Origin of the sequence: Mediterraneibacter massiliensis (assembly GCF_001487105.1) — a bacterium.
Lineage (GTDB): Bacteria > Bacillota > Clostridia > Lachnospirales > Lachnospiraceae > Mediterraneibacter > Mediterraneibacter massiliensis.
Genome location: NZ_LN913001.1, coordinates 336629 through 359756, shown reverse-complemented (window position 1 = coordinate 359756; position 23128 = coordinate 336629). Strand labels below are relative to the sequence as shown.

Here is a 23128-nt window from a genome sequence, read left to right as displayed (position 1 = left end):
CTTGTATTCATTATACCATAAGTTCATGCTGGTGGAGATATTTTTCTCTAGTCGCAAGTCCTCCGCGTATATGACGTTCCGATTTATTCATATCCAGAACTTTCCTTGCTTCCTTTGCCAATGGCGGATTGATCAGCAAAAGCCTTTCTGTTACATCTTTATGTACCGTAGATTTACTTATCCCGAACTTTTTTGCCGTCTGCCTTACTGTCGCTTTCTCCTGAATAATATAGTTCGCTATTTCCATCGCCCGTTCTTCTATGTAATCTTTCAAGGATGCTCTCCCACACTCGTTTTTTACAATCTATGCAGGCAAATTTTTGTTTATGCAGACCTTCTTTTTAACTTACTAGATCAAAGAAACATGTTAATTGTATTATTTCCTTGTAGATTTATAAAAATGCGTATTATGATAAATCTATACATATGGAAGATAAAAAATGGAAAAATGCGCAGAAGAGATGTTTTGACCAAAAACACAATAAAAATCTGATTATCCGCTAAAACACAGTATCTATCAGCATTTTCAAGAAAACAAACACATCAATTTACTACTTATTTACTACTAAAGAATGAGCCTTGATACGCAAGTTTTCTTAGATATGCAAAGATATGGTACAGCACATCCGTATTGAAACAACAAAAAATTGAATATTTCATAGACTATGGAACGCCTAAAATGACGTTCCTTTTCTATTTCCAGCCGTTCTTATTGGACGGCTATTTTATTACCTAAAATGAAAGGAGCATTAGATTTATGAAAAAGACATGGAAACGATTGTGTACGGGCTTCTTAGCTCTTGCAACTGTCGTTACTGCTTTACCGACTACACCCGTCCATGCAGAAAGTAAGCAATACTGGACGGAAAGTGCAGAGCGTGTCGGTATCATTGAAAAAGTAATGAATGACGGTTCTATCGGTTCGACATTCAATGAGGGTTATATGAAAGTCGAGGGCGAAACTGCCTATTGTATCGACATCAATACAGATTTTAAGAATGGCTACAAGACCAGAGCTGACGCAAGCTCACGCATGAGTGCCGACCAGATTTCAGATGTGGCGTTATCCTTAGAGTATGTCAAACAGTATGGCGAAACTCACAAGGAATTGAACTACAAGCAAGTCTATCTGTTGGAACAATGTGTGGTCTGGCAGAGATTGAGCGTACATCTTGGCTGGCAATGCGACAACGTGCGAGCTTCTTATGATGAAATTCCAAAAGCTACGCAGGACGAAGTTTTCTCTGGTGCAAAAGCCTTTGTTAAAGAAAACAAAGGACGCTATGAATGTGGCGGTTATATCTACTCTGGCGAGGGGCAGGAATTGGGGCAATTCTGGGCGAAATTAAATGTCGGAAATGCGAAACTGCAAAAGACTTCCAGTAATACCAGTATTACAGACGGTAACGGGAATTACTCTGTCGCTGGTGCGACCTATGGTGTCTTTTCTGATAAGGACTGCACGAAACAGCTTGCCACCCTTACGACTGATGAAAACGGAAATACAGATGTTGTAGAGGTAAAGGCTGGCACAGTTTATATCAAGGAACTTTCTGCACCAGCAGGATATAAAGTAGATAAAACTGTATATTCCTTAAAGGTTGAAGCTGGAAAGACAGCGACCTTGAAAGTATCAGATATACCAAAAGTAACGGACACTTTGATTGAGCTTTTCAAGATTGATATGGAAACACAGAAAGACAATCCGCAGGGGAACGCTTCTCTAGCAGGTGCGGAATTTACATGGAAGTATTATGCTGGCTTCTATAACAAAGACAATCTCCCTGCCGAAGCTACTCGTACATGGGTTACAAAGACAATCGCCGAAACAGACAGCGACGGGACAACCCATTACATCACAAAATTAGGGGACGCTTACAAGGTATCTGGCGACAGTTTCTATATGCAGGACGGCAAAGCGGTTCTTCCTTTAGGAACACTAACCGTTGAGGAAACAAAAGCTCCAAACGGTTACTTGCTTGATGGTGCATATATGCAGGCTGGCGATAAGTCCGAACAGATTAAGGGCTTATATGTAACACAGATTACCGAGGACGGCGACCTTGCCGTATTATCTGGAAGTAACCAGTTTTCCGTATCAGATAAGATTATCCGTGGCGGTGTGAAAATTCAGAAACGAGATTTAGAAACGGGCGATACGAAGCCACAAGGAAGTGCCACTTTGAAAGATACTGCCTTTGACATCATTTCCTTAAATGATAATTCTGTTTTGGTTGAGGGCAAGCTATACAAGAAAAATGAAGTGGTAAAAACAATCCATACAGACCTTGAGGGTGTCGCTTCTACTTCTTCTGACCTTTTACCTTATGGAAACTTCCGTATCGTTGAAAGTGAAGCTCCCGACGGTTACTTAACTGACGGTGTAAAACCGATTGATTTTACAATCACAGAAAATGGAAAAATCGTGGACTTAACCGACGAATCTCATTCTATCTACAATCAGATTAAGCGTGGGGATATTGAGGGCGTAAAAATCGGTGCAGGCACACACAAGCGTCTTGCTGATGTTCCGTTTCGGATCACAAGCAAGACGACGGGAGAAAGTCATGTTGTAGTAACTGATGATAACGGGCAATTCTCCACTTCTGCTGACTGGGCTTCTCATAAGCACAATACCAACGCAGGCAAGACCAGCGAGGACGGTGTGTGGTTTGGAACTTCTGAACCAGACGACAGCAAGGGTGCATTGCCTTATGATACTTACATCATTGAAGAAATGAAATGCGACAGCAACAAAGGTTTTAAACTTATCCCACCTTTTGAAATCGTGGTATCAAGAAATAACCTTGTGATTGATTTAGGGACTTTGACTGATGAATACGAAAAAGAAATCTCTATCCATACCACAGCGACCAGCAAGGACGGCGAAAAGACAATCCTTGCAGGAAAAGAGGTTACAATCGTTGATACTGTCAAATTAGACGGACTTACCAAAGGCACAAAATATCAGCTCAAAGGCTGGCAGATGTTAAAGGAAGAAAACGCCGAGCTTGTCATTGACGGGAAACGTGTAGAAAACGATTATACCTTTATCGCTGATGATGAAGAAATGAAAGTGGAAATTTCTTATACATTCAATGCGTCTGCTTTAGGTGGCAAGAACCTTGTTACCTTTGAAGAATTGTATGATTTGAGCAATCCAAAAGAACCTGTAAAAGTTGCGGAACACAAAGACATTGAGGACGACGGGCAGACGGTACTTATTACAGAACGTATCATCAAAATTCATACGACTGCTACGGATAAGGACGGCAACAAAGAACTTGAAGCTGGAAAAGAGGTAACAATCATTGATACCGTAACCTTAGAGGGCTTAGAAGTCGGTACACAGTACAAACTTGTAGGCTGGCAGATGTTGAAAGAAGAAAATGCAGAGCTTCTTATCGACGGAAAACGTGTGGAAAGTGATTATACATTTACCGCTGACAGCGAAACTATGAAAGTGGAAGTTGCCTTTACCTTTGACGCTACTTCTCTTGATGGCAAACAGCTTGTAACTTTTGAAGAATTGTACGATTTAAGCAATCCAGACGAGCCGAAGAAAGTTACCGAGCATAAAGACATTGAGGACGAGGGACAGACGATTACCTTTAAGGAAAAACCAGAAGTCCCAGAAGAACCAGAGAAACCCGAAACACCGCCGACACCAGAGAAGCCACACCGACCTAGCGACAGTCCCAAAACGGGCGATAACACAAACCTTTACGGACTGCTTGCACTTCTTTTAACTTCTGGTGCTGGGCTGGCAGGTATCTTCTTCTACAAACGCCGTAAAATGAAGAAATCATAAGGCGGTAACGGTATGAGGAAAGAAAAATCACGCTCTCCGCCGAAGCTGTCAAACGGCAGACTTCCGCTTATTCTGGCTTGTCTGCTACTTACCTGCAAGAACACGGATAGTCAAGGGTGCGTAAGCATTGATTTTACCCTTTACTATCGGTGGGATTGCTGGTACTTCCCAAACCGCCAGAATAAGAAATCACAATCAATTTATCAAAAATAGAAAGAAACGAGGTAAAACAATATGGAAATGAAATATGTCGTGCCAGATATGGCACAGTCTTTTGGAACTCTTGAATTTGCAGGCGAAAGTGAGCCAGTCTTTGAAAGAGATAAAAATAACCGCAGGGTCTTAGCCAGACGAAGCTATAACCTTTATTCTGACGTACAAAAAGGCGAAAATGTTGTGGTGGAAATTCCCGTGCAGGCTGGCGAAAAGAAGTTCAAGTATGAACAGAAAGTAAAACTTGTCAATCCGAAGTTATACGGCAGAGGTTACGCAATCGGGGATATGGGACATACCGATTATGTGTTAGTTGCTGATGATATTGTAGCAGTTGAAGAAAAGTAAAGGAGTGAAGAATTTATGAGATTATCAAACGGGTTTGTTATTGACAAAGAGAAAACATTTGGAGAATTAAAATTTACAGCGGTGCGTGATGTGTTCTTACAGAATGAGGACGGGACACCGAGTACCCAGCTTAAAAAGCGTATCTATGATTTGAAGTGCAGTCTGCATGGTGGAATTATCCCCGTGTCCGTACCGCCAGAAGTACCGTTAAGGGAATTTCCGTACAATGCAGTTGTGGAGCTTGTCAATCCCGTAGCCGATACGGTATCAAGAAAGACTTATACGGGTGCAGATGTGGACTGGTATGTAAAGGCAGAGGATATTGTATTGAAGAATAAAGGCAACCAGAACGCAGGCAGTCCACAGAACCCTACAACGCAGGGACAGCCGAAGAAATAAAAGTGATGTATTTGTCTTAATTTTGATTGACCAATTTTGATTGACACAAACAATGCGGAGTGATATATTTATCTCATAAAGATACAAAAACATCTCATTTGAAAGGAGAGATAAATATGTCAAAGAAACAAATTAAAAAAATTATTTTTATGGGGGTAGGGTGTGCTTTATTGCTTATTGTTGGTACAATCTACTCCCTATTATACAATAATGGACGCTGGGTCAAAAATATGGATATGTCGGAATATGTATTTTCTTACAAGGATATTCCTATGTTAGTAATTGGAGCTTTAATAGCACTATATGCTATCTATATAGTAATTATCTGCTTTAAAAATGTCTTTTCAAAAAACAGCAGGGAAAAACGATATTCAAGAACAATTTCTCCTTACTGGGGATTTTGTGGAATGTTTGGTTTTCTGGGGTTTGGCGGATTTTGGACATACTATAAATTTGGAGAAATATTTCCTTTTGCTTTTTTCATATTTTTTGGTTTTTTCAGTTTTTTCTTTGAAGGTAAACTTTCTCATATCTTAGAAGATGAGCTTTTTCAAGAAAATAAACGTAAGGCACAATTAGAAGCTTACAAGATAGGTTTTAAACTATTATTTGTAGTTATCTGGCTTATGGCAATAGGTATGTTTTCCCGTAATGTTGAGTGGTGTGCAATGTTTATGCTGATTTCTGTTTCACTTATCTATGCTCTTGTTCTTTTTCTTAGCAACTATTTATTATATCGTTATGAAAAAAGGGAATAAATTATGGAAGCAAAGTTTGTATGTAATTTAAAAAAATATCGTGTAGCACAAGAATTAACACAAGAACAACTCGCTGACATTGTAGGTGTTCGTCGTGAAACTATTATGAGATTAGAAAAAGCACAATATAATCCGTCACTTAAATTGGCAATAGATATTTCAAGAGCTGTAAAAGCTCCGATAGAAGATATATTTATTTTTGAATAAAGACAGTTTAAAGCAGTTAGTCTTAGGATTGACTGCTTTTTTCGTACACAGAAAGGAGAGATTGTTTTATGCGTAAGATTTGGAATAAAGGACACCGTATCAGAGCCAGCGACAAGCACCTTGTTTACCACTTTTCCATAGGAACGCTTCTGTTTGTATTCGTGGCGGTTCTCCTGCTACTGAATAGTAAACAGCTCATGCGTACCGATTGGGAGCATTTCAGCTTGTTAGAGAACGGCTTGACGCTTTGCCCTTACAACTTCATAACTATACTGATAGCGACTGGTGTTTGTGCATTGGTCGCTTTTGGGTATTACCGCTTCTGTTACGACAGTTTCAAGAAGCTCCTGCACCGTCAAAAGCTGGCAAGAATGGTACTGGAAAACAAGTGGTATGAAGCCGATACCGTACAAGACAGCGGTTTTTTTACTGACCTGCAAAGCAGATCAAGGGAAAAAATCGTCTGGTTTCCAAAGATTTATTATCAAATGGAAAAAGGCTTGCTTCATATCCGCTGTGAAATCACGCTGGGAAAATATCAAGACCAGCTTTTACGGTTAGAGGATAAGCTGGAAAGTGGCTTGTATTGCGAGCTGACTGACAAGACCCTGCATGACGGCTATATTGAATATACCCTGCTTTATGATATGATAGCGAACCGCATTACCATTGATGAAGTACGGGCAGAAAATGGCTGTCTTAGACTGATGAAAAATCTTGTCTGGGAATATGACGCACTCCCTCACGCTCTGATTGCTGGTGGGACTGGTGGCGGTAAAACCTATTTTCTGCTGACGCTCATTGAAGCCTTACTGCATACAAACGCTGTCCTTTACATTTTAGACCCAAAGAACAGCGACCTTGCGGACTTGGGAACAGTCATGCCAAACGTCTACCATACTAAAGAAGAAATGATAGATTGCGTCAATGCCTTTTATGAGGGCATGGTACGACGAAGCGAGGAAATGAAACGACACCCGAACTATAAGACGGGCGAAAACTACGCCTATCTTGGACTGCCTCCCTGCTTTCTTATCTTTGATGAATATGTGGCATTTTTTGAAATGCTGGGGACGAAAGAAAGCGTGGGCTTACTTAGCCAGTTAAAGAAAATCGTTATGTTAGGACGACAAGCAGGTTATTTCCTTATCGTTGCCTGCCAGCGTCCAGACGCAAAGTATTTCTCGGACGGTATCAGAGATAACTTCAATTTCCGTGTGGGACTTGGGCGTATCAGCGAATTAGGTTACGGTATGCTGTTCGGTTCAGATGTGAAAAAGCAATTTTTCCAGAAGCGTATCAAGGGGCGTGGCTATTGTGATGTGGGAACAAGTGTTATCAGTGAATTTTACACGCCTTTAGTCCCGAAAGGACATGATTTTTTACAGACTATCTGCTCTCTTGCACAAGCAAGGAAGGACGGGACGGCGACGTGCGAAGCGAAAGGCGACGGCACGGACTAGCCGTTGCTGGTGTGGCGTAAGCCACGCCAGCAGGTAAAACCCCTCGGTATCTAACAGAGGGGTACGTTTGCAAATAGACAATAGACGAAAAACACAGGAAACATAAGGCTTATCGCATGGTTTCCTAGCAAAAATCGGCTGTGAAGTCGCCTTAAAAAACTTCACACTTGACAGATTGGGGGTATGGTTCTGAATGAAGAACAATGGATAAAAGAATTACGGGAAAAACGGATTGCTTACGGTATCTCACAAGGCAGGCTGGCGGTGGCGTCTGGTATCACAAGAGAATATCTCAACAAGATAGAAAGCGGAAAAATGAAGCCGTCAAAGGAACTTCTGAATACTCTGCATAAAGAACTGGCAAAGTTCAATCCAGAAGCACCGCTTACCATGCTGTTTGATTATGTGAAAATTCGTTTTCCCACGCTGGATATACAGCACATCATCAAAGATATATTAAAACTGAATATCAACTATATGCTCCATGAAAATTACGGGCGTTACAGTTATACGGAGCATTACTCTTTAGGGGACATCTTTATCTATACGTCGGCTGACGAAGAAAAAGGTGTCCTTTTAGAGTTAAAGGGGCGTGGTTGCAGGCAGTTTGAAAGTTACCTGCTGGCACAGCAAAGAAGCTGGTATGACTTTCTTATGGACGCACTTATAGACGGTGGCGTGATGAAGCGTATCGACCTTGCTATCAACGACCATACGGGCATTTTGGATATTCCAGAGCTTGCGGAAAAATGCAGGAAACGGGAATATATCGGAAAGTCCAGAAGCTATAAGTTTTACCAGTCGGGCGAGCTTATCAAGCACAGAGAGGACGACAGAGAATATATGGGGCGTACCCTTTATCTTGGGTCGCTGAAATCAGATGTGTATTTCTGTATCTATGAAAAGGACTATGAGCAGTACGTCAAGTTAGGGACACCTCTGGAAGAAGCCGACATTATCAACCGTTTTGAAATACGGCTTCGCAATGAACGAGCCTATTATGCGGTACGAGATTTACTGACCTATTATGACGCAGAACAGACCGCTTTTTCTATCATCAATCAGTATGTGCGGTTTGTTGATGAAGAACCCGACAAGCGAAAAAATGACTGGAAGCTCAATGACCGCTGGGCTTGGTTTATCGGCGATAACAGACAGAGCTTGAAGCTGACGACAAAACCAGAGCCTTACACCTTAGACCGCACATTGCGGTGGGTACAACGGCAGGTAGCACCGACCTTAAAAATGCTGAAAAAGATTGATAAGGGAAACGGTACAGACTACATGGAAACAATCGAACAGCAGGCAAAGCTCACAGAAAAGCATGAAATGATAATCAAACAGCAGACGACCCCTGCAAAAGATTTAGTAGAAAGTTAGGAGTGATAAAAAATGTGGGTATTATTAAAAGACTTCCTGCTGGTATCTATGGGAATGGGTATCGGCGTAGTCTTGATGTGTATTTTGAATGTCGGCAAAGAAGCTGACTATGAAATGGAACAATTAAAAGAAAGCGAGGACAATTAAATGAATTTCGGACAAAATTTATATCAATGGTTTTTATCAAACGCACAGAGCTTAGTGCTTATGGCGATTGTGGTTATCGGTATCTACTTAGGGTTCAAGCGTGAGTTTTCAAAGCTCATTGGCTTCTTGGTAGTTGCCTTGATTGCTGTCGGCTTGGTATTCAATGCCGGCGGTGTGAAAGATGTACTGTTAGAGCTGTTCAACAAGATTATCGGTGCATAAAATTTTATTGTAGTGCTAATATGTGAGTGATATAATATGGATATGAAGAAAACGACAAATATGAATTTGAACTTAGGAGGAAAACTATTGTGTCAAATATAAAACTAAGAAATACATATAAGTCTTATACAGCGATATTTGTAATTGGTATATTAGTAGGGTGTATATGTAGACTGTTAGATTATTTTCCCGCAGATACACTATGGAGTTTTTCATCACCTCAAACATTGTTTGGTTTTTGGATTATTACCAATACTATCATCGTTATGTTAAGCACCTCAAATATTTGTGCAGGAATTAGTTCGTTCTTGTATATGTTTGGAATGACATTAAGTTTTTATGCTTTACAAGCAATATTAGGAATGTTTATACCTATGTTTTCCGGCGGATTCCGCTTTGGGCTATTCATATTGTTTACTGTTTGGTCAATCGCTTGTGCAATAGCAGCATTTATTCTGTACTATTGGAATAGGGAACATATTTTTAGTTCAGTATTATATTCTTTACCAGTAGGAGCATTATTTGCTGAAACAATAGCAGTTTTTATTTATTTTTTGGAACATCAAACATTCCTATTTCAGTTGTTAATGGATATTATAGGAGCTGTTGTGTTTACCATAATATTTTTCAAAAAAGTAAACTATAGAAAAATGTATATTGTCGGAATTGTATTAAGTACTTTGGTATTTTATTATATTTTTCCATGGTAGTTTATATTGATAAATCCCAGTTTGACAATTTCATATCCATACACACAAAGCAGTTAGTCTTAGGATTGACTGCTTTTTTCTTACCTAAATTTTAGATTGGAGTGATGAAATGAGCGATATTTTTAAGGATATGCAGACGAAAGTCGGCTGTGATTATATTTCCGACCTGCCCTCTTACAAGCGTAAGGTGTGGCAGGAAATGAAACGACTGAACCCTGCCGATTATGAAGAAAGACAGTTAGAAGATTTTTCTAAATATGTGTTTGGTATGTCGTACCAGACCTTACAAGATGTGATGAAACAACAGAAAGGACGTGAGGAACAATGCAGGAAACAAGGGTGCTGGTGGAAACGAAAGGAACAACTGGCGAAGAAACAACATCATACTGGTTTGACCTGCCGATAGATGTTGCAGAGTTTGAAGAAAAGTTAGGTGTCGGTGCAGAAAGTGGGGATTACCGCATTATCGAAAAGGTACTGCCCTTTGCTGATGAAGTCCACGAACATACAAGCGTGTACCAGCTCAACGAATTAGATTTTATGTACCGCCAGCTTTCAAGCGATATGCAGGAAGAATATGTATCACTTCTTACCGTGTATGAAAATTTAGAAGCACTTTATATTTGCAGGAACGTGATTACGGTTTATCCCGACTGCAAAAGCATGATAGATGTTGCAAGGCAAAAGCTGATGAACGACCCGACATTTAAGCATTTATCCGAGGACTGTCAAGAATATTACTTTGACTTTGAAGCCTACGCTTCTCACTTGCAGGAACACGGGAAATTTTTAGTAACAGAACACGGTATCTTTGAACTGCCAGAGTAGGAAATGAGGTGGTGCTTATGATTGATGATATGGCGGTTTACATTGCTAATCTTGGCAAATACAATGAGGGCTATTTAGTCGGTGCTTGGTTCACGTTCCCCATTGACGAGGAAGATGTGAAAGAAAAAATCGGCTTGAATGAACAGTATGAGGAATACGCTATCCATGATACCGACAACTTCCCCATTGCGATTGGCGAGTATGTTTCCATTGAAGAACTCAATGAGATGTATGAAATGATAGAGGAACTTCCCGACTATATTGTAGAGTGTCTGGACGAATTTATCAGCCACTATGGGACGCTGGAAGAAGTCGTGGAACACAAGGACGATATTTATTATTATCCCGACTGTGAAACCATGACAGATATTGCCTACTACTACATAGACGAATTGCAGGCACTAGGGGACATTCCACCCAGCTTACAGAACTACATTGACTATGAAGCCTACGGGCGAGATTTGGATATGGGCGGTTGCTTTATTGAAACAAGCCGAGGTATGTGCGAGATACCATACTAACGCTGGAAGATCAGCGACAAGCATTGTTGCTACTGACAGCGTATTTCTCTTTTAAGGGACAGTCTGAAAATGGCTGTCCTTTTCTCTTTGAAGAACTTACGAAAGGAGCTGAAAGAACTTGAAAAAGATTAAATCTTATACGGGTATCTGGAACGTGGAAAAAGTCTTGTATGCAATCAATGACTTTAACTTACCCTTTCCCGTTACCTTTACACAGATTACATGGTTTGTGATTATGGAATTTATCATCATTCTGTTTGGGGATATTCCCCCACTTTCCATGATTGAGGGAGCATTTCTCAAATACTTCGGTATTCCCGTTGCTCTCACTTGGTTTATGTCGCAGAAAACCTTTGACGGAAAGAAGCCGTACAGCTTTTTGAAATCACAGATAACCTATGCCCTGCGACCAAAAATCACTTATGCAGGAAAAGCCGTAAAACTGCATAAGCAGATACTCAATGAAACAATCACGGCAGTAAGGAGTGTGAACTATGTTCCCGATAAAATATATTGACAATAACCTTGTCTGGAACAAGGACAATGAGGTATTCGCCTACTATGAGCTGATACCGTACAACTATTCTTTCTTATCCGCAGAGCAGAAATTTATCGTGCATGACAGCTTTCGCCAGCTTATCGCACAGTCCCGTGAGGGTAAAATTCATGCCTTGCAGATTGCCACAGAAAGCTCAATCCGCAGTATGCAGGAACAGTCAAAGAAGCTGGTAACGGGAAAATTAAAGGAAGTTGCCTATCAGAAGATAGACGAACAGACCGAAGCGTTAGTATCTATGATTGGGGACAATCAAGTGGACTACCGCTTTTTTCTTGGCTTTAAGCTCATGGTTACGGAAGAACAGTTCAATCTGAAGAACATCAAAAAATCGGCGTGGCTGACGTTCACGGAATTTCTCCATGAAGTGAACCACACGCTGATGAATGACTTTGTTTCCATGCCAAATGATGAAATCAACCGTTACATGAAAATGGAAAAGTTACTGGAAAATAAAATCTCCCGTCGTTTCAAGGTGCGTCGCTTGGAAATCAATGATTTTGGCTATCTCATGGAACATCTTTACGGCAGGGACGGTATCGCCTATGAAGATTATGAGTACCAGCTACCAAAGAAGAAATCGCAGAAAGAAACGCTGATAAAATACTACGACCTTATCCGTCCGACAAGGTGTATGATTGAGGAAAGCCAGCGGTATTTACGATTGGAACATGAGGACAAGGAAAGCTATGTGTCCTACTTTACTGTCAATGCGATTGTTGGCGAGCTTGACTTTCCGTCCTCTGAAATCTTCTATTTCCAACAACAGCAATTCACATTCCCCGTTGATACTTCTATGAATGTAGAAATCGTGGAGAACCGAAAAGCACTTATCACAGTAAGAAACAAGAAAAAGGAATTGAAAGACCTTGACAATCACGCCTATCAAGCTGGAAGTGAAACCAGCTCAAATGTGGTGGACGCTTTAGACAGCGTGGACGAGCTGGAAACAGACTTAGACCAGAGCAAAGAAAGTATGTATAAGTTAAGCTACGTTATACGGGTGTCTGCACCCGATCTTGACGAGCTGAAACGCCGTTGTGATGAAGTCAAAGACTTTTACGACGACCTCAATGTAAAGCTGGTGCGTCCTGCTGGGGATATGCTGGGGCTTCATTCTGAATTTCTTCCTGCCAGCAAGCGATATATCAACGACTATGTGCAGTATGTAAAATCAGACTTCTTGGCTGGGCTTGGCTTTGGAGCGACCCAGCAGTTAGGAGAAAACACGGGTATCTATATGGGCTATTCCGTTGATACGGGAAGAAATGTGTACCTGCAACCGTCCCTTGCCAGTCAAGGTATAAAAGGTACAGTTACCAACGCCCTTGCTTCTGCTTTTGTCGGTTCGCTTGGCGGTGGGAAGTCGTTCTGTAACAATCTTCTGGTGTATTATTCAGTTCTCTTTGGGGGACAAGCAGTCATTTTAGACCCCAAAGCTGAGAGGGGCAACTGGAAAGAAACGCTCCCAGAAATCGCCCATGAAATCAATATCGTAAACCTTACCAGCGACAAGGACAATGCAGGACTTCTTGACCCGTTCGTGATTATGAAGAATGTAAAAGACGCTGAAAGTCTGGCAATCGACATCTTGACATTCCTTACGGGTATTTCCTCTAGGGACGGCGAAAAATTCCCTGTACTTCGTAAGGCGGTACGCTCCGTTACCCAGAGCGACAGTCGGGGCTTGCTCCATGTGATAGACGAGCTACGCCGTGAAGATACACCCATATCAAGAAATATCGCAGAACATATCGACAGCTTCACGGACTACGACTTTGCACACCTGCTGTTTTCAGACGGTACGGTGGAAAATGCAATCAGTCTGGATAACCAACTCAATATCATTCAAGTAGCGGACTTAGTATTACCAGATAAGGATACAACATTTGAGGAATACACGACCATTGAATTATTGTCGGTGTCTATGCTGATTGTGATTAGTACCTTTGCCCTTGATTTTATCCATTCAGACAGAAGCATTTTTAAGATTGTAGACCTTGACGAAGCGTGGGCGTTCTTAAATGTGGCACAAGGCGAAACTTTATCAAATAAGCTGGTGCGTGCTGGACGAGCTATGCAGGCAGGCGTCTATTTTGTTACACAATCTTCTGGCGACGTGTCAAAGGAAAGTCTGAAAAACAATATCGGCTTGAAGTTTGCCTTTCGTTCTACTGACATCAACGAGATAAAGCAGACCTTAGAATTTTTCGGTATCGACAAGGACGACGAGAACAACCAGAAACGCTTGCGTGATTTGGAGAACGGACAATGCTTATTGCAGGACTTATACGGGCGTGTCGGTGTGGTGCAGATACACCCAGTCTTTGAAGAACTGCTACACGCCTTTGATACCAGACCGCCCGTACAGAGAAATGAGGTGGAGTGATGAAAGAAAGGATAAAAGGTGCGTTCACAAAAAGGAAGATACTTCACTTTCTCAAAATGGCTCTGTTTGTCGTGGCACTCTCCCTTATCCTGCTCTCACTTCTGGGGACGGTGGCTCATGCGACGGGGCTTGTGGACGATACCATAAACGCAGAAAATCTTTACTCAAAATATCCGCTGTCGAATTACCAGCTTGATTTTTATGTGGATAATAGCTGGTCGTGGCTTCCGTGGAACTGGCTGGACGGTATCGGAAAATCAGTACAGTACGGGCTTTACTGCATTACCAACTTTGTCTGGACGATAAGCCTTTATTTAAGCAATGCAACGGGCTATGTGGTGCAGGAAGCCTACAAACTTGATTTTATTAACGATATGGCAGACAGTATCGGAAAAAGCATACAGACCCTTGCAGGTGTTACAGCAAACGGTTTTTCCAGCTCTGGCTTCTATGTTGGTTTCCTGCTTCTCATTATCTTAGTGGTGGGACTTTATGTTGCCTATACGGGACTGATAAAAAGAGAAACCAGTAAAGCACTTCACGCTGTTATTAACTTTGTTGTGGTGTTCGTTCTGTCCGCTTCGTTTATTGCCTATGCTCCCGATTACATCAAGAAGATAAATGAGTTTTCATCAGACATCAGTACCGCTTCACTTGACTTGGGAACAAAAATCATGCTCCCAAACTCTGACAGCGAGGGCAAGGACAGCGTAGACTTGATACGGGACAGCTTATTTTCTATTCAAGTGGAACAGCCGTGGCTACTTCTGCAATTTGGCAACAGCAACGCAGAGGAAATCGGAACAGACCGTGTCGAAGCTCTTGTATCGGCAAGCCCAGAGGACGAGGACGGGAAAACCAGAGAGGAAGTCGTGAAAACAGAAATCGAGGACAACGACAACAACAATCTGACAATACCGCAGGTCGTGAACCGTTTAGGTATGGTGTTCTTCCTACTGTTCTTCAATTTAGGGATAACGATATTTGTATTCTTGCTTACGGGCATGATGTTGTTTAGCCAGATACTTTTTATTATCTTTGCAATGTTTTTACCTATCAGTTTTCTACTTTCCATGATACCGAGCTATGAAAGCATGGCAAAGCAGGCAATCGTAAGGGTGTTTAATACCATAATGACACGGGCAGGAATAACGCTCATTGTAACGGTGGCGTTCAGCATTTCCAGTATGTTTTATAACATATCCACGGACTATCCGTTTTTCATGGTAGCTTTCTTGCAAATAGTATGTTTCGCTGGTATCTATATGAAGCTGGGCGACTTAATGAGTATGTTCTCACTTAATGCTGGCGACAGTCAAAACATGGGACGAAGAATTTTCCGCAGACCGTATCTGTTTATGCGACATAGGGCTAGGCGTATGGAACACCGTATTGCAAGGGCGGTAAGTGCTGGCGGTATTTCGGGTGGTGTGGCTGGTGCGGTAGCTGGAAGTGCCGTTGCTGGCAAGAGAGCCGAAAGAAAAAATACGGCTTCTAAAGAAAATCGGGGCAATACCACTTCCAGCATGGGACAGCGTGCAGGCTCAAAGGTGGGTGCTGTCTTAGATACGAAAAATAAAGTGAAAGACAAGGCTAACGCTGTCAAAGAGAATATCAAGGATATGCCGACACAGACCGCTTATGCGGTGTATTCCGCAAAGGAAAAGGCAAAGTCCAGCGTATCAGACTTCAAGCGTGGCATGGTGCAGGAACAGCAGTCCAGACAGACGGGACGCTTGGAAAAGCAGGAACAGCATAGACAGAATATCGCTGACAAACGTATGGAGCTTCAAAAGGCACAAGAAGCAAGACAAAGAAAGACGGACGGATCAGCGACAACGGGAGCTACCCGTCCCCATGAGCGACCAGCCACAGCTTCAACCATTCCAAAGCCGAGTGCGGAAAAAATGCAGGAAGTGAAACGTCCTGCCACAGCGACCACTTCAAAAGCAAGTGAGCCAGTCAAGACAAATGTTATCAAAGAGCGTCCGTTATCTTCGGGTGCTTCTGATAAGAAAGCGACCCAGTCGGTACAGCCTGCACATAGGCAGAATGTAGAAAAAGTGGTATCGCAGGAAACACGCCAGAATTACACAAAAGACCGCAGGACAAAAGTTCAGCAGACCCATAGCGTCCAAAAGAACCAACAGACCATAGAGAAAAGCCGTAATCTTGTAACGAAGAAAGGACAGAAGAAAAAATGAAACTGAAACATATCGCTCTTATTGGCAGTCTGTTTCCTATCCTCTTTTCTCTGGTGCTTTTCTTTGGTGTCCTCATTAGTGCGGACAGCGACGATGAGAACAGCAATTTTTCTTCTGGCATTACGGGTATGAACCTATCCGCAGAAGTCTTGAAACATCAGCCTATGGTGGAAAAATATGCCAGAGAAAACGGTATCTCCGAGTATGTCAATGTGCTACTTGCTATCATTCAAGTAGAAAGTGGCGGTACGGCAGAAGATGTTATGCAGAGTTCGGAAAGTCTTGGTTTACCGCCTAACTCTTTAGATACGGAAAGCTCAATCAAGCAGGGGTGTAAATATTTTGCGTCCCTGCTTTCTTCCTGCCAAAATCAAGGTATCGACGATTTGAATGTAGCGATACAATCTTATAACTATGGCGGTGGCTATATGGGATATGTGGCAGGAAAAGGTAAGAAACACACCTTTAATCTTGCAGAGAGCTTCGCCCGTAAGAAATCGGGTGGAAAGAAAGTAATCTACACCAACCCGATAGCCGTTGCAAAGAACGGGGGCTGGCGGTATGGCTATGGAAATATGTTCTATGTGGAATTAGTCAATCAGTATTTAACTGTTCCGCAGGTATCGGGAGAACTGGCACAAAAGGTAATGAATGAAGCGTTGAAGTATCAAGGCTGGAAATATGTGTATGGTGGCAGTAACCCGAACACTTCCTTTGATTGTAGCGGACTTGTGCAATGGTGTTATGGAAAAGCTGGTATCTCCTTGCCGAGAACAGCACAAGCCCAGTATGACGCAACCCAACATCTTCCACTCTCGCAGGCAAAGGCTGGGGACTTGGTATTTTTCCATTCTACCTATAACGCTGGTTCGTATGTAACCCACATCGGAATTTATGTAGGAAATAACCAGATGTACCATGCAGGCGACCCGATAGGATATGCAGACCTAAGTAGTAGTTACTGGCAACAGCACTTAATCGGTGCAGGACGAGTAAAACAATAGAAAGGACTTGAAAAATATGTTTAAGAAGAATAAGAAACAGACAGAAACTCTCAAAGAACCAAAAGAAAAAAAGGTGCGTACTGTTAAGGTAGGCACACATAAGAAAACCGTGATTGCGTTGTGGGTGGTGCTTATTGCAAGCGTGAGCTTTGGAGTGTATAAGAATTTTACGGCTATCGACCAGCACACGACCCATGAAAAAGAAATCATAGAGCTTCGCTTGCAGGACACTAACGGGATAGAAAATTTCGTGAAAAATTTTGCGAAGTCCTACTACACATGGAATAACAGCAAAGAAGCGATTGAAGCAAGGACGCAGGCAATCAGCGGTTATCTGACAAAGGAATTGCAGGACTTGAATGTTGATACAATCAGAACGGATATACCGACCAGCTCCACAGTTACAGATGTGATTGTATGGAGTATCGAACAGTTGGGAACGGACACTTTTTCTGCTACCTACGAAGTAGATCAGCAGATAAAAGAGGGAGAACAGACAAGCAATGTGAAAGCAACCTATACCGTAAAAGTCCATGTGGACGCTGACGGGGATATGGTAATCGTTCAGAACCCTACCCTTGCACCAGCAATCGAAAAATCAGACTATGAGCCTAAGACACCAGAAGCAGATGCAAGTGTAGACGCTGATACTGTAAACGACGCTACCGCATTTCTGGAAACATTCTTTAAGCTGTACCCAACAGCCACAGAAAAAGAGCTTGCCTACTATGTATCTGATAATGTACTTGAACCTATCGGCAGGGACTACCTTTATTCTGAATTGGTAAACCCTATCTTTACAAAGGACGGGGACAATGTGAAAGTCAAGGTAGCGGTAAAATTTCTTGATAATCAGACAAAGGCGACGCAGGTATCACAGTATGAGCTTGTACTACATAAGGATAGTAACTGGAAGATTGTAGGATAATAAAACATGGAAAGTTTGCTTGACATTCTTTGCTCGCAGTAGTATCATAAGATTAGAAAAGGAAAGTGAACTTTCCATTCGTTCAAGAAAGGGGTATGTTGTGAAAAATCGTTTAGAAGAATTACGAAAACAAAGAGGTATTAAACAAGAAGATTTAGCGACTGCTCTTGAAGTATCTCGTCAAACAATAGGCTCTTTAGAAAATGGACGCTACAATCCCTCTATTATGTTAGCCTTTAAAATTGCAAGGTACTTTCAAATGAGCATTGAAGAAATTTTTATTTATGAGGAGGAAAGTAAATGAAGCATAAGATACAAAAAGTAGAATTATTTGTCGGTGTAATAATTCTTTTAGGTGGTTTACTAACTTATGGTTTAGGAGTACATCAACTATTACCTGTACCTCGTCCAGATTTGGTTGTCTATGGTACAACACTTATTGGAATAATATTGATTTTAATGGGGTGTGATATATTCAGTAAGCCGACAAAGGAAATGCAAATATTAGAAAATGATGAAAGAAATATCGCAATTACTAATGCTTCTCTTGCGAATGCTTACAAAGTAACACTTACATTATTGGTTCTTGTATTATTTGCTCTTGTCTTTATGGGATATATGAGTAAAGTTGTGTTTTTTTCGATAGCAGGAGTTATTGCTATCGGACAAATTACATGGGTTATAACAGCTCGTTATTTAGATAAAAATACGTCTTAATTCTTCAAGTATTTTTAGTTTTTCCTTCTCCATAACTACGCCCCATTCTTTTTTTGTATAGTAATATTGTATCATTAAGAATCACAAATCACAAGTGATTTGTGATTAATCACTTGTGATTTGTGATAAGTGATTTGTGATTAATATATAAAAGCCCTCTTTAAAGGGCTTTTATGTTTATTTTGAAAAAGAGATAAAATCAATATATCCCTTTTCCCCAATTTTTACAACGGCATTGTAGGGCTTTTTCTCTTTGTTTTTGATTCCTTTTACCAGGGTTTCTTTTCCCTCCAGTAATTCTTTTACATTCGTTTTGGTTAGTTTTTTCTTTCTAAAATGTTCAGCTAAAGTAAACTTACATTCAGGATAATTTGAACAACCATAAAACGATTTTTTTAATACAGAAAATGTAGTCTTTTGAAAGGTGGAATTAACAATGAAGAAAAAATTATCATTTATCATTGAGATTATTATAGGTATAATCTTTATATGTTTTGGATATTTCGTTATTGATACTGATTATTACGCTACACTTTTTTACGCAATGGGGTTCGGTTTAGCTTTTGCTTCTGGTGTTCAATTATTGAAAATTTGTTATTATGAAATGCCAAAAAATAAAGAAAAATTACAAAATATAAATAGAGAAAATCACATCAATAATGTTGATGAAAGAAAAATATTTTTAAGAATGAAAGCTGGTTCTTTAGTATATCAGTTAATGACTTTCGTGTACTTGTTTGTTGCTTTTGTACTTGCGTTACTTCATATTGAAGCATGGATTATAGGCATTATATTTGGTTTATTCCTACTGCAAACATTTTTAGGGATTATTCTATATAAGCATTTTGAAAAACATTTCTAAAACATTCAGTAAATTGTGACGAGGTAATACTATGATAGGACTTAAAAAACGAGATATTAAAAAAGCATTGAAAGCTGGTGCAAAAGCTGGCGGTGTGTCATTAGCTGATGTTCGAGCTGATATTGAAGCGACGATTGATGAAGCTATGAACAGCACCGACCCAGAAGTGCAGGAGAATTTCAGAAAGTATTTTGGAAATAAACGCCCTACTCCAGAAGAATATATTTACAAGATTACAAAAAAGACAAAAGTTTAATAGAAATCAAGTGCTGTAAGGGGGCTTGTGTCATGGAAAGTTTTAAGCATAATCTTATACGGTCATACACTACCTAACAGCATTTTATTAACAACTGAATATCTCACAGCTTTAATAGCTCGTACAGACTATATGTTTTGTGCGGGCTTTTTTTGTACCCGAAAAAATTTTTTCATTTTTTTTCAAAATCATGCAACAAATCACACCTTGCTGTACAGATATGGTGCGGAAAGAGGGATAAACACTTTTCACGTCATAACGGAAAGGGGGTGTGATGATATGAAACCGTCGGACTTCCAAAAGACAATACAATGTCAATTTGACTGCAAGCTCAAACGTGTAGTGAAAGGCATTGTCCGTAATTATCGCAAAGAATTAAAGCGACGAAGAAATAAGGAAATTTCCTATTGTGAACTTCCAGAAATCGTCGTAGAAAAGCTGGCAGTCTGGGACGAATACGAAAGCGATTATACCGCCTTTGATGTATGTGGTATTGAGGTTCGTGTCCTTGATGATGATTTAGCAGAAGCGATTAAGTATCTGTCTGAAAAAGACAGAGAAATCTTGTTGATGTATTTCTTCTTAGGCATGAGCGATACAGAAATCGGCGACAGATTAAAGATTAACCGTTCAACGTCGTTCCGCAGTAGGAAGAACTCACTTGAAGAAATCAAGAAAAAATTAAAGGAGAACATGAATGATGAATAACACACGCCCGTCATTTTACCTTATTTCGTCGGCTGTGGACGGCAACGTAAATGCGATTGAAAAGATACTGGCGTTGTATGACCCGTACATATCAAAATGTTGTTTGCGTCCGTTCTACGACAAATATGGTAATGTCTGCATAGTCGTAGACATGGAATTAAAAGGACGTATCAGAGAAGCACTTATCAAAATGATTTTGGACTTTGATATTCCTTTAGAAACCGAAGAATAACAAGCAGTAACCGCAGAGCATGATTTGTTCAATCCCCTCTTTCCTGCTCTGCCCCTGCTTTTACATGAAAGCAACACGCTTTCGCCACAGCTCTTTGACAACTGAATAAAGCAGACAGATACGTTTGTGAGATAGCGAGCCACGGGGACTGTACGCCACGACCTTTTCAAAAGAAAGCGAGCGACCCACGCAGTGATCCGAGAGCGACTGTTGGAAAAGTCGTTTTGCCACGACCTATCCTCACAGAATAATGATACGTCCGCATGGTGCGGTTCTGCCCACAAGAATGGGAATAGTTGAGATACTAACGGAGCTTTCCAAAGCCGTCTGCCTGCTTGTAAAAAATGACACACAGTAAAGGGGGTGCATAGATTATGAACAATACTGATGTGCCTATCTGGGAAAAATATACGCTGACGATTGAAGAAGCGTCCAAATACTTCCGCATTGGCGAAAAGAAATTGCGTAAATTAGCCGAAGAAAATATTGACGCTGGCTGGGTTATCGTGAACGGTAACCGTATTCAGATTAAGCGAAAACAATTTGAAAAAATCATAGATACATTGGACGAAATCTAATGTCATTGAGCCGTAGATATGGTATAATAAATATAGCGTATCACGGCTCATTCCATGACGGAAAGGAGCTTTACACTATGTCTAATGTAAAACGAAAAGACGGTAAAAATCGCAATTTGCGTAATGGAGAGAGCCAGCGAAAAGACGGAAGATACGTTTATAAATATACCGATATATACGGAAAGCCACAATTTGTCTATTCTTGGAAACTTGTACCGACAGACAAGACACCTGCTGGAAAGCGTGATGATATATCGTTGAGGGAAAAAGAAGCACAGATAAAAAAAGACCTTAACGACGGTATCGACACAGTCGGCGGTAAAATGACAGTCTGCCAGCTCTACGACAAGAAGAACAGCCAAAGAAAGAACATCAAAAGGGCTACTGAAAAAGGACGACAGTATCTTATGAACGCTCTGAAAAACGACCCGTTGGGTATGAGGGCGATTGATACTGTGAAGCAATCGGACGCTAAAGAATGGGCTATCAGAATGAGTGAAAAAGGATATGCCTATAAAACGATTGATAACTATAAGCGTTCCTTGAAAGCGTCATTTTACATGGCGATACAAGACGACTGTATCAGAAAGAACCCGTTTGAATTTAAGCTAAGTGATGTTCTGGAAGATGATACGGAGCAGAAAGTTATCCTTACACCAGAGCAGGAAGAACGCCTGCTTGCCTTTATGGAAAAGGACAAGATTTACAGCAAGTATTATGATGAGGTTGTGCTTCTGCTGGAAACGGGACTTCGTATTTCTGAATTTTGCGGACTGACGACGCATATTGATATGCAGAACAGAATACTCAATATAGACCACCAGCTATTGAAAGATAGCGAAATAGGCTACTATATTGAAACACCAAAGACCAAAAACGGAAAACGGGAACTTCCATTGACAGAACGGGCTTATCAAGCAATCCAAAGAATACTAAAGAGCAGAGGAAAAGCACAACCGCTGATTGTAGGTGGTTACAGCAATTTCCTATTCTTAAACCGTGAGGGCTTGCCTAAAGTTGCAGGAAACTATGAGGGTATGGTGCGAGGATTGATTAAGAAATATAACAAGTATCACACGGATAAGTTACCGAACATCACACCACATTCATTCAGGCATACTTATTGTACGAATATGGCAAATAGAGGAATGAACCCAAACACCCTGCAATATCTCATGGGACACGCTAACATAACCATGACACTTGGCTATTACGCACACGGTACATTTCAATCTGCAAAAGCGGAACTGGAAAGACTGGCTTGTTAATATCGGAGCTTATATTTACTACTCATTTACTACTTTTGGTTGCATTTTCATGCTGGTAAATGCCAGCTTATGCAAGGTATCTTCCAAAAAGAAAATACCGATAAAGCCCTAAAATACGGGATATATCGGCATTTACCAACTTATGAAAAGATAATCAGAAATTTAGTAAGTTTTTTTATAAAATACATAGATGATTACATAGATGAAACGCGAAAAAAATATTGTGTATATAGTTAGGTGTTCGATTCCGGCGCTCATAAAAAAGCGCTCCGGTTGTTAAATGAATTAACAACGCCATGGAACGATTTGGGTGCCCGAAAATTGGGGCGAGGACATAATTTCCTTGCTAAACACAGCACATACAAAATCGCTGTATCCCTTATATTGATTGTGATACAGCGATTTTGTATTTTCGTGAT

Annotated in this window: 28 protein-coding genes; 26 read left to right on the top strand and 2 right to left on the bottom strand. The window is 40.8% G+C overall.

The window, feature by feature from the left end; translation table 11 throughout:
- Positions 1-10: 10 nt before the first annotated feature.
- Positions 11-274, bottom strand: a complete 264-nt coding sequence (gene spoIIID, locus BN3282_RS05885; protein WP_059067406.1) for a sporulation transcriptional regulator SpoIIID — start codon at positions 272-274, stop codon at positions 11-13.
- 483 nt (positions 275-757) lie between these two features.
- On the opposite strand from spoIIID, the gene BN3282_RS05880 reads away from it, so the two are divergent.
- The 20 genes from BN3282_RS05880 to BN3282_RS05790 all read left to right on the top strand — a co-directional run bounded on the left by BN3282_RS05880 (position 758) and on the right by BN3282_RS05790 (position 18805).
- The gene (locus BN3282_RS05880) at positions 758-3811 is read left to right on the top strand and encodes an SrtB-anchored collagen-binding adhesin (RefSeq protein WP_008787610.1); all 3054 of its coding nucleotides are present in this window, start codon (positions 758-760) and stop codon (positions 3809-3811) included.
- A gap of 234 nt (positions 3812-4045) precedes the next feature.
- A complete protein-coding gene (locus BN3282_RS05875) occupies positions 4046-4372 on the top strand; it encodes a YdcP family protein (RefSeq protein WP_005339720.1) in 327 nt (108 codons plus the stop codon).
- 15 nt (positions 4373-4387) lie between these two features.
- Complete coding sequence (locus BN3282_RS05870) at positions 4388-4771, top strand: YdcP family protein (RefSeq protein ID WP_008787611.1); 384 nt, start codon at positions 4388-4390, stop codon at positions 4769-4771.
- Between the two features lie 116 nt (positions 4772-4887).
- Positions 4888-5529, top strand: coding sequence for a DUF2178 domain-containing protein (locus BN3282_RS05865; RefSeq protein ID WP_017143883.1), 642 nt, complete (start codon positions 4888-4890; stop codon positions 5527-5529).
- A gap of 3 nt (positions 5530-5532) precedes the next feature.
- Positions 5533-5736: a helix-turn-helix transcriptional regulator gene (locus BN3282_RS05860; protein ID WP_008787613.1), complete on the top strand. Its 204-nt coding sequence runs from the start codon at positions 5533-5535 to the stop codon at positions 5734-5736.
- A gap of 68 nt (positions 5737-5804) precedes the next feature.
- Positions 5805-7199 (top strand): FtsK/SpoIIIE domain-containing protein, encoded by a 1395-nt coding sequence (locus BN3282_RS05855; RefSeq protein WP_008787614.1) that lies wholly within the window; start codon positions 5805-5807, stop codon positions 7197-7199.
- Between the two features lie 183 nt (positions 7200-7382).
- Positions 7383-8579: a MobT family relaxase gene (gene mobT / locus BN3282_RS05850; protein WP_008787615.1), complete on the top strand. Its 1197-nt coding sequence runs from the start codon at positions 7383-7385 to the stop codon at positions 8577-8579.
- 12 nt (positions 8580-8591) lie between these two features.
- The gene (locus BN3282_RS05845; protein ID WP_017143882.1) at positions 8592-8726 is read left to right on the top strand and encodes a DUF3789 domain-containing protein; all 135 of its coding nucleotides are present in this window, start codon (positions 8592-8594) and stop codon (positions 8724-8726) included.
- Positions 8727-8948, top strand: coding sequence for a hypothetical protein (locus BN3282_RS05840; RefSeq protein ID WP_002323342.1), 222 nt, complete (start codon positions 8727-8729; stop codon positions 8946-8948).
- 89 nt (positions 8949-9037) lie between these two features.
- The gene (locus tag BN3282_RS05835; protein WP_008787617.1) at positions 9038-9658 is read left to right on the top strand and encodes a hypothetical protein; all 621 of its coding nucleotides are present in this window, start codon (positions 9038-9040) and stop codon (positions 9656-9658) included.
- A 109-nt stretch (positions 9659-9767) separates the two neighbouring features.
- The gene (locus BN3282_RS14615; RefSeq protein ID WP_008787618.1) at positions 9768-10064 is read left to right on the top strand and encodes a hypothetical protein; all 297 of its coding nucleotides are present in this window, start codon (positions 9768-9770) and stop codon (positions 10062-10064) included.
- Entirely contained in the window at positions 9983-10486 is a 504-nt protein-coding gene (locus BN3282_RS05830; RefSeq protein WP_008787619.1) for an antirestriction protein ArdA, read from the top strand. The genes BN3282_RS14615 and BN3282_RS05830 overlap by 82 nt, the downstream gene beginning before the upstream one ends.
- Positions 10487-10503: 17 nt before the next feature.
- Positions 10504-11007, top strand: coding sequence for an antirestriction protein ArdA (locus tag BN3282_RS05825; RefSeq protein WP_006857105.1), 504 nt, complete (start codon positions 10504-10506; stop codon positions 11005-11007).
- Between the two features lie 118 nt (positions 11008-11125).
- Positions 11126-11524, top strand: a complete 399-nt coding sequence (locus BN3282_RS05820; RefSeq protein WP_059067405.1) for a conjugal transfer protein — start codon at positions 11126-11128, stop codon at positions 11522-11524.
- Positions 11502-13952, top strand: a complete 2451-nt coding sequence (tcpF, locus tag BN3282_RS05815) for a conjugal transfer ATPase TcpF (protein WP_059067403.1) — start codon at positions 11502-11504, stop codon at positions 13950-13952. The genes BN3282_RS05820 and tcpF overlap by 23 nt, the downstream gene beginning before the upstream one ends.
- A complete protein-coding gene (locus tag BN3282_RS05810) occupies positions 13952-16156 on the top strand; it encodes a CD3337/EF1877 family mobilome membrane protein (protein ID WP_059067401.1) in 2205 nt (734 codons plus the stop codon). Before tcpF ends, BN3282_RS05810 begins: the two co-directional genes overlap by 1 nt.
- A complete protein-coding gene (locus BN3282_RS05805; protein WP_059067399.1) occupies positions 16153-17160 on the top strand; it encodes a bifunctional lytic transglycosylase/C40 family peptidase in 1008 nt (335 codons plus the stop codon). The genes BN3282_RS05810 and BN3282_RS05805 overlap by 4 nt, the downstream gene beginning before the upstream one ends.
- A 16-nt stretch (positions 17161-17176) precedes the next feature.
- Positions 17177-18088 carry a conjugal transfer protein gene (locus BN3282_RS05800; protein WP_059067397.1) on the top strand — a complete coding sequence of 304 codons (912 nt, stop codon included), beginning with the start codon at positions 17177-17179 and terminating at the stop codon, positions 18086-18088.
- A gap of 100 nt (positions 18089-18188) precedes the next feature.
- Positions 18189-18392, top strand: coding sequence for a helix-turn-helix transcriptional regulator (locus BN3282_RS05795; protein WP_039930565.1), 204 nt, complete (start codon positions 18189-18191; stop codon positions 18390-18392).
- Positions 18389-18805, top strand: a complete 417-nt coding sequence (locus BN3282_RS05790; RefSeq protein WP_059067395.1) for a hypothetical protein — start codon at positions 18389-18391, stop codon at positions 18803-18805. Before BN3282_RS05795 ends, BN3282_RS05790 begins: the two co-directional genes overlap by 4 nt.
- A 177-nt stretch (positions 18806-18982) precedes the next feature.
- Here the strand turns inward: BN3282_RS05790 and BN3282_RS05785 are convergent, their stop codons facing one another.
- Positions 18983-19267 (bottom strand): topoisomerase C-terminal repeat-containing protein, encoded by a 285-nt coding sequence (locus BN3282_RS05785; RefSeq protein WP_008787627.1) that lies wholly within the window; start codon positions 19265-19267, stop codon positions 18983-18985.
- On the opposite strand from BN3282_RS05785, the gene BN3282_RS05780 reads away from it, so the two are divergent.
- From BN3282_RS05780 to BN3282_RS05755, 6 genes are all read left to right on the top strand, one after another.
- Positions 19242-19667 (top strand): hypothetical protein, encoded by a 426-nt coding sequence (locus BN3282_RS05780; RefSeq protein ID WP_008787628.1) that lies wholly within the window; start codon positions 19242-19244, stop codon positions 19665-19667. The two genes, BN3282_RS05785 and BN3282_RS05780, sit on opposite strands and share 26 nt — an antisense overlap.
- Before the next feature lie 31 nt (positions 19668-19698).
- Complete coding sequence (locus BN3282_RS05775; protein ID WP_008787629.1) at positions 19699-19923, top strand: hypothetical protein; 225 nt, start codon at positions 19699-19701, stop codon at positions 19921-19923.
- A gap of 279 nt (positions 19924-20202) precedes the next feature.
- The gene (locus tag BN3282_RS05770; RefSeq protein ID WP_008787630.1) at positions 20203-20631 is read left to right on the top strand and encodes an RNA polymerase sigma factor; all 429 of its coding nucleotides are present in this window, start codon (positions 20203-20205) and stop codon (positions 20629-20631) included.
- Positions 20624-20863 carry a helix-turn-helix domain-containing protein gene (locus tag BN3282_RS05765; RefSeq protein WP_025487352.1) on the top strand — a complete coding sequence of 80 codons (240 nt, stop codon included), beginning with the start codon at positions 20624-20626 and terminating at the stop codon, positions 20861-20863. The genes BN3282_RS05770 and BN3282_RS05765 overlap by 8 nt, the downstream gene beginning before the upstream one ends.
- A 374-nt stretch (positions 20864-21237) precedes the next feature.
- On the top strand, positions 21238-21441 hold the full coding sequence (locus tag BN3282_RS05760) for an excisionase (protein WP_004613735.1): 204 nt from the start codon (positions 21238-21240) through the stop codon (positions 21439-21441).
- A gap of 77 nt (positions 21442-21518) precedes the next feature.
- Entirely contained in the window at positions 21519-22709 is a 1191-nt protein-coding gene (locus BN3282_RS05755; RefSeq protein ID WP_009271880.1) for a site-specific integrase, read from the top strand.
- The last annotated feature ends 419 nt before the right edge of the window (positions 22710-23128 follow it).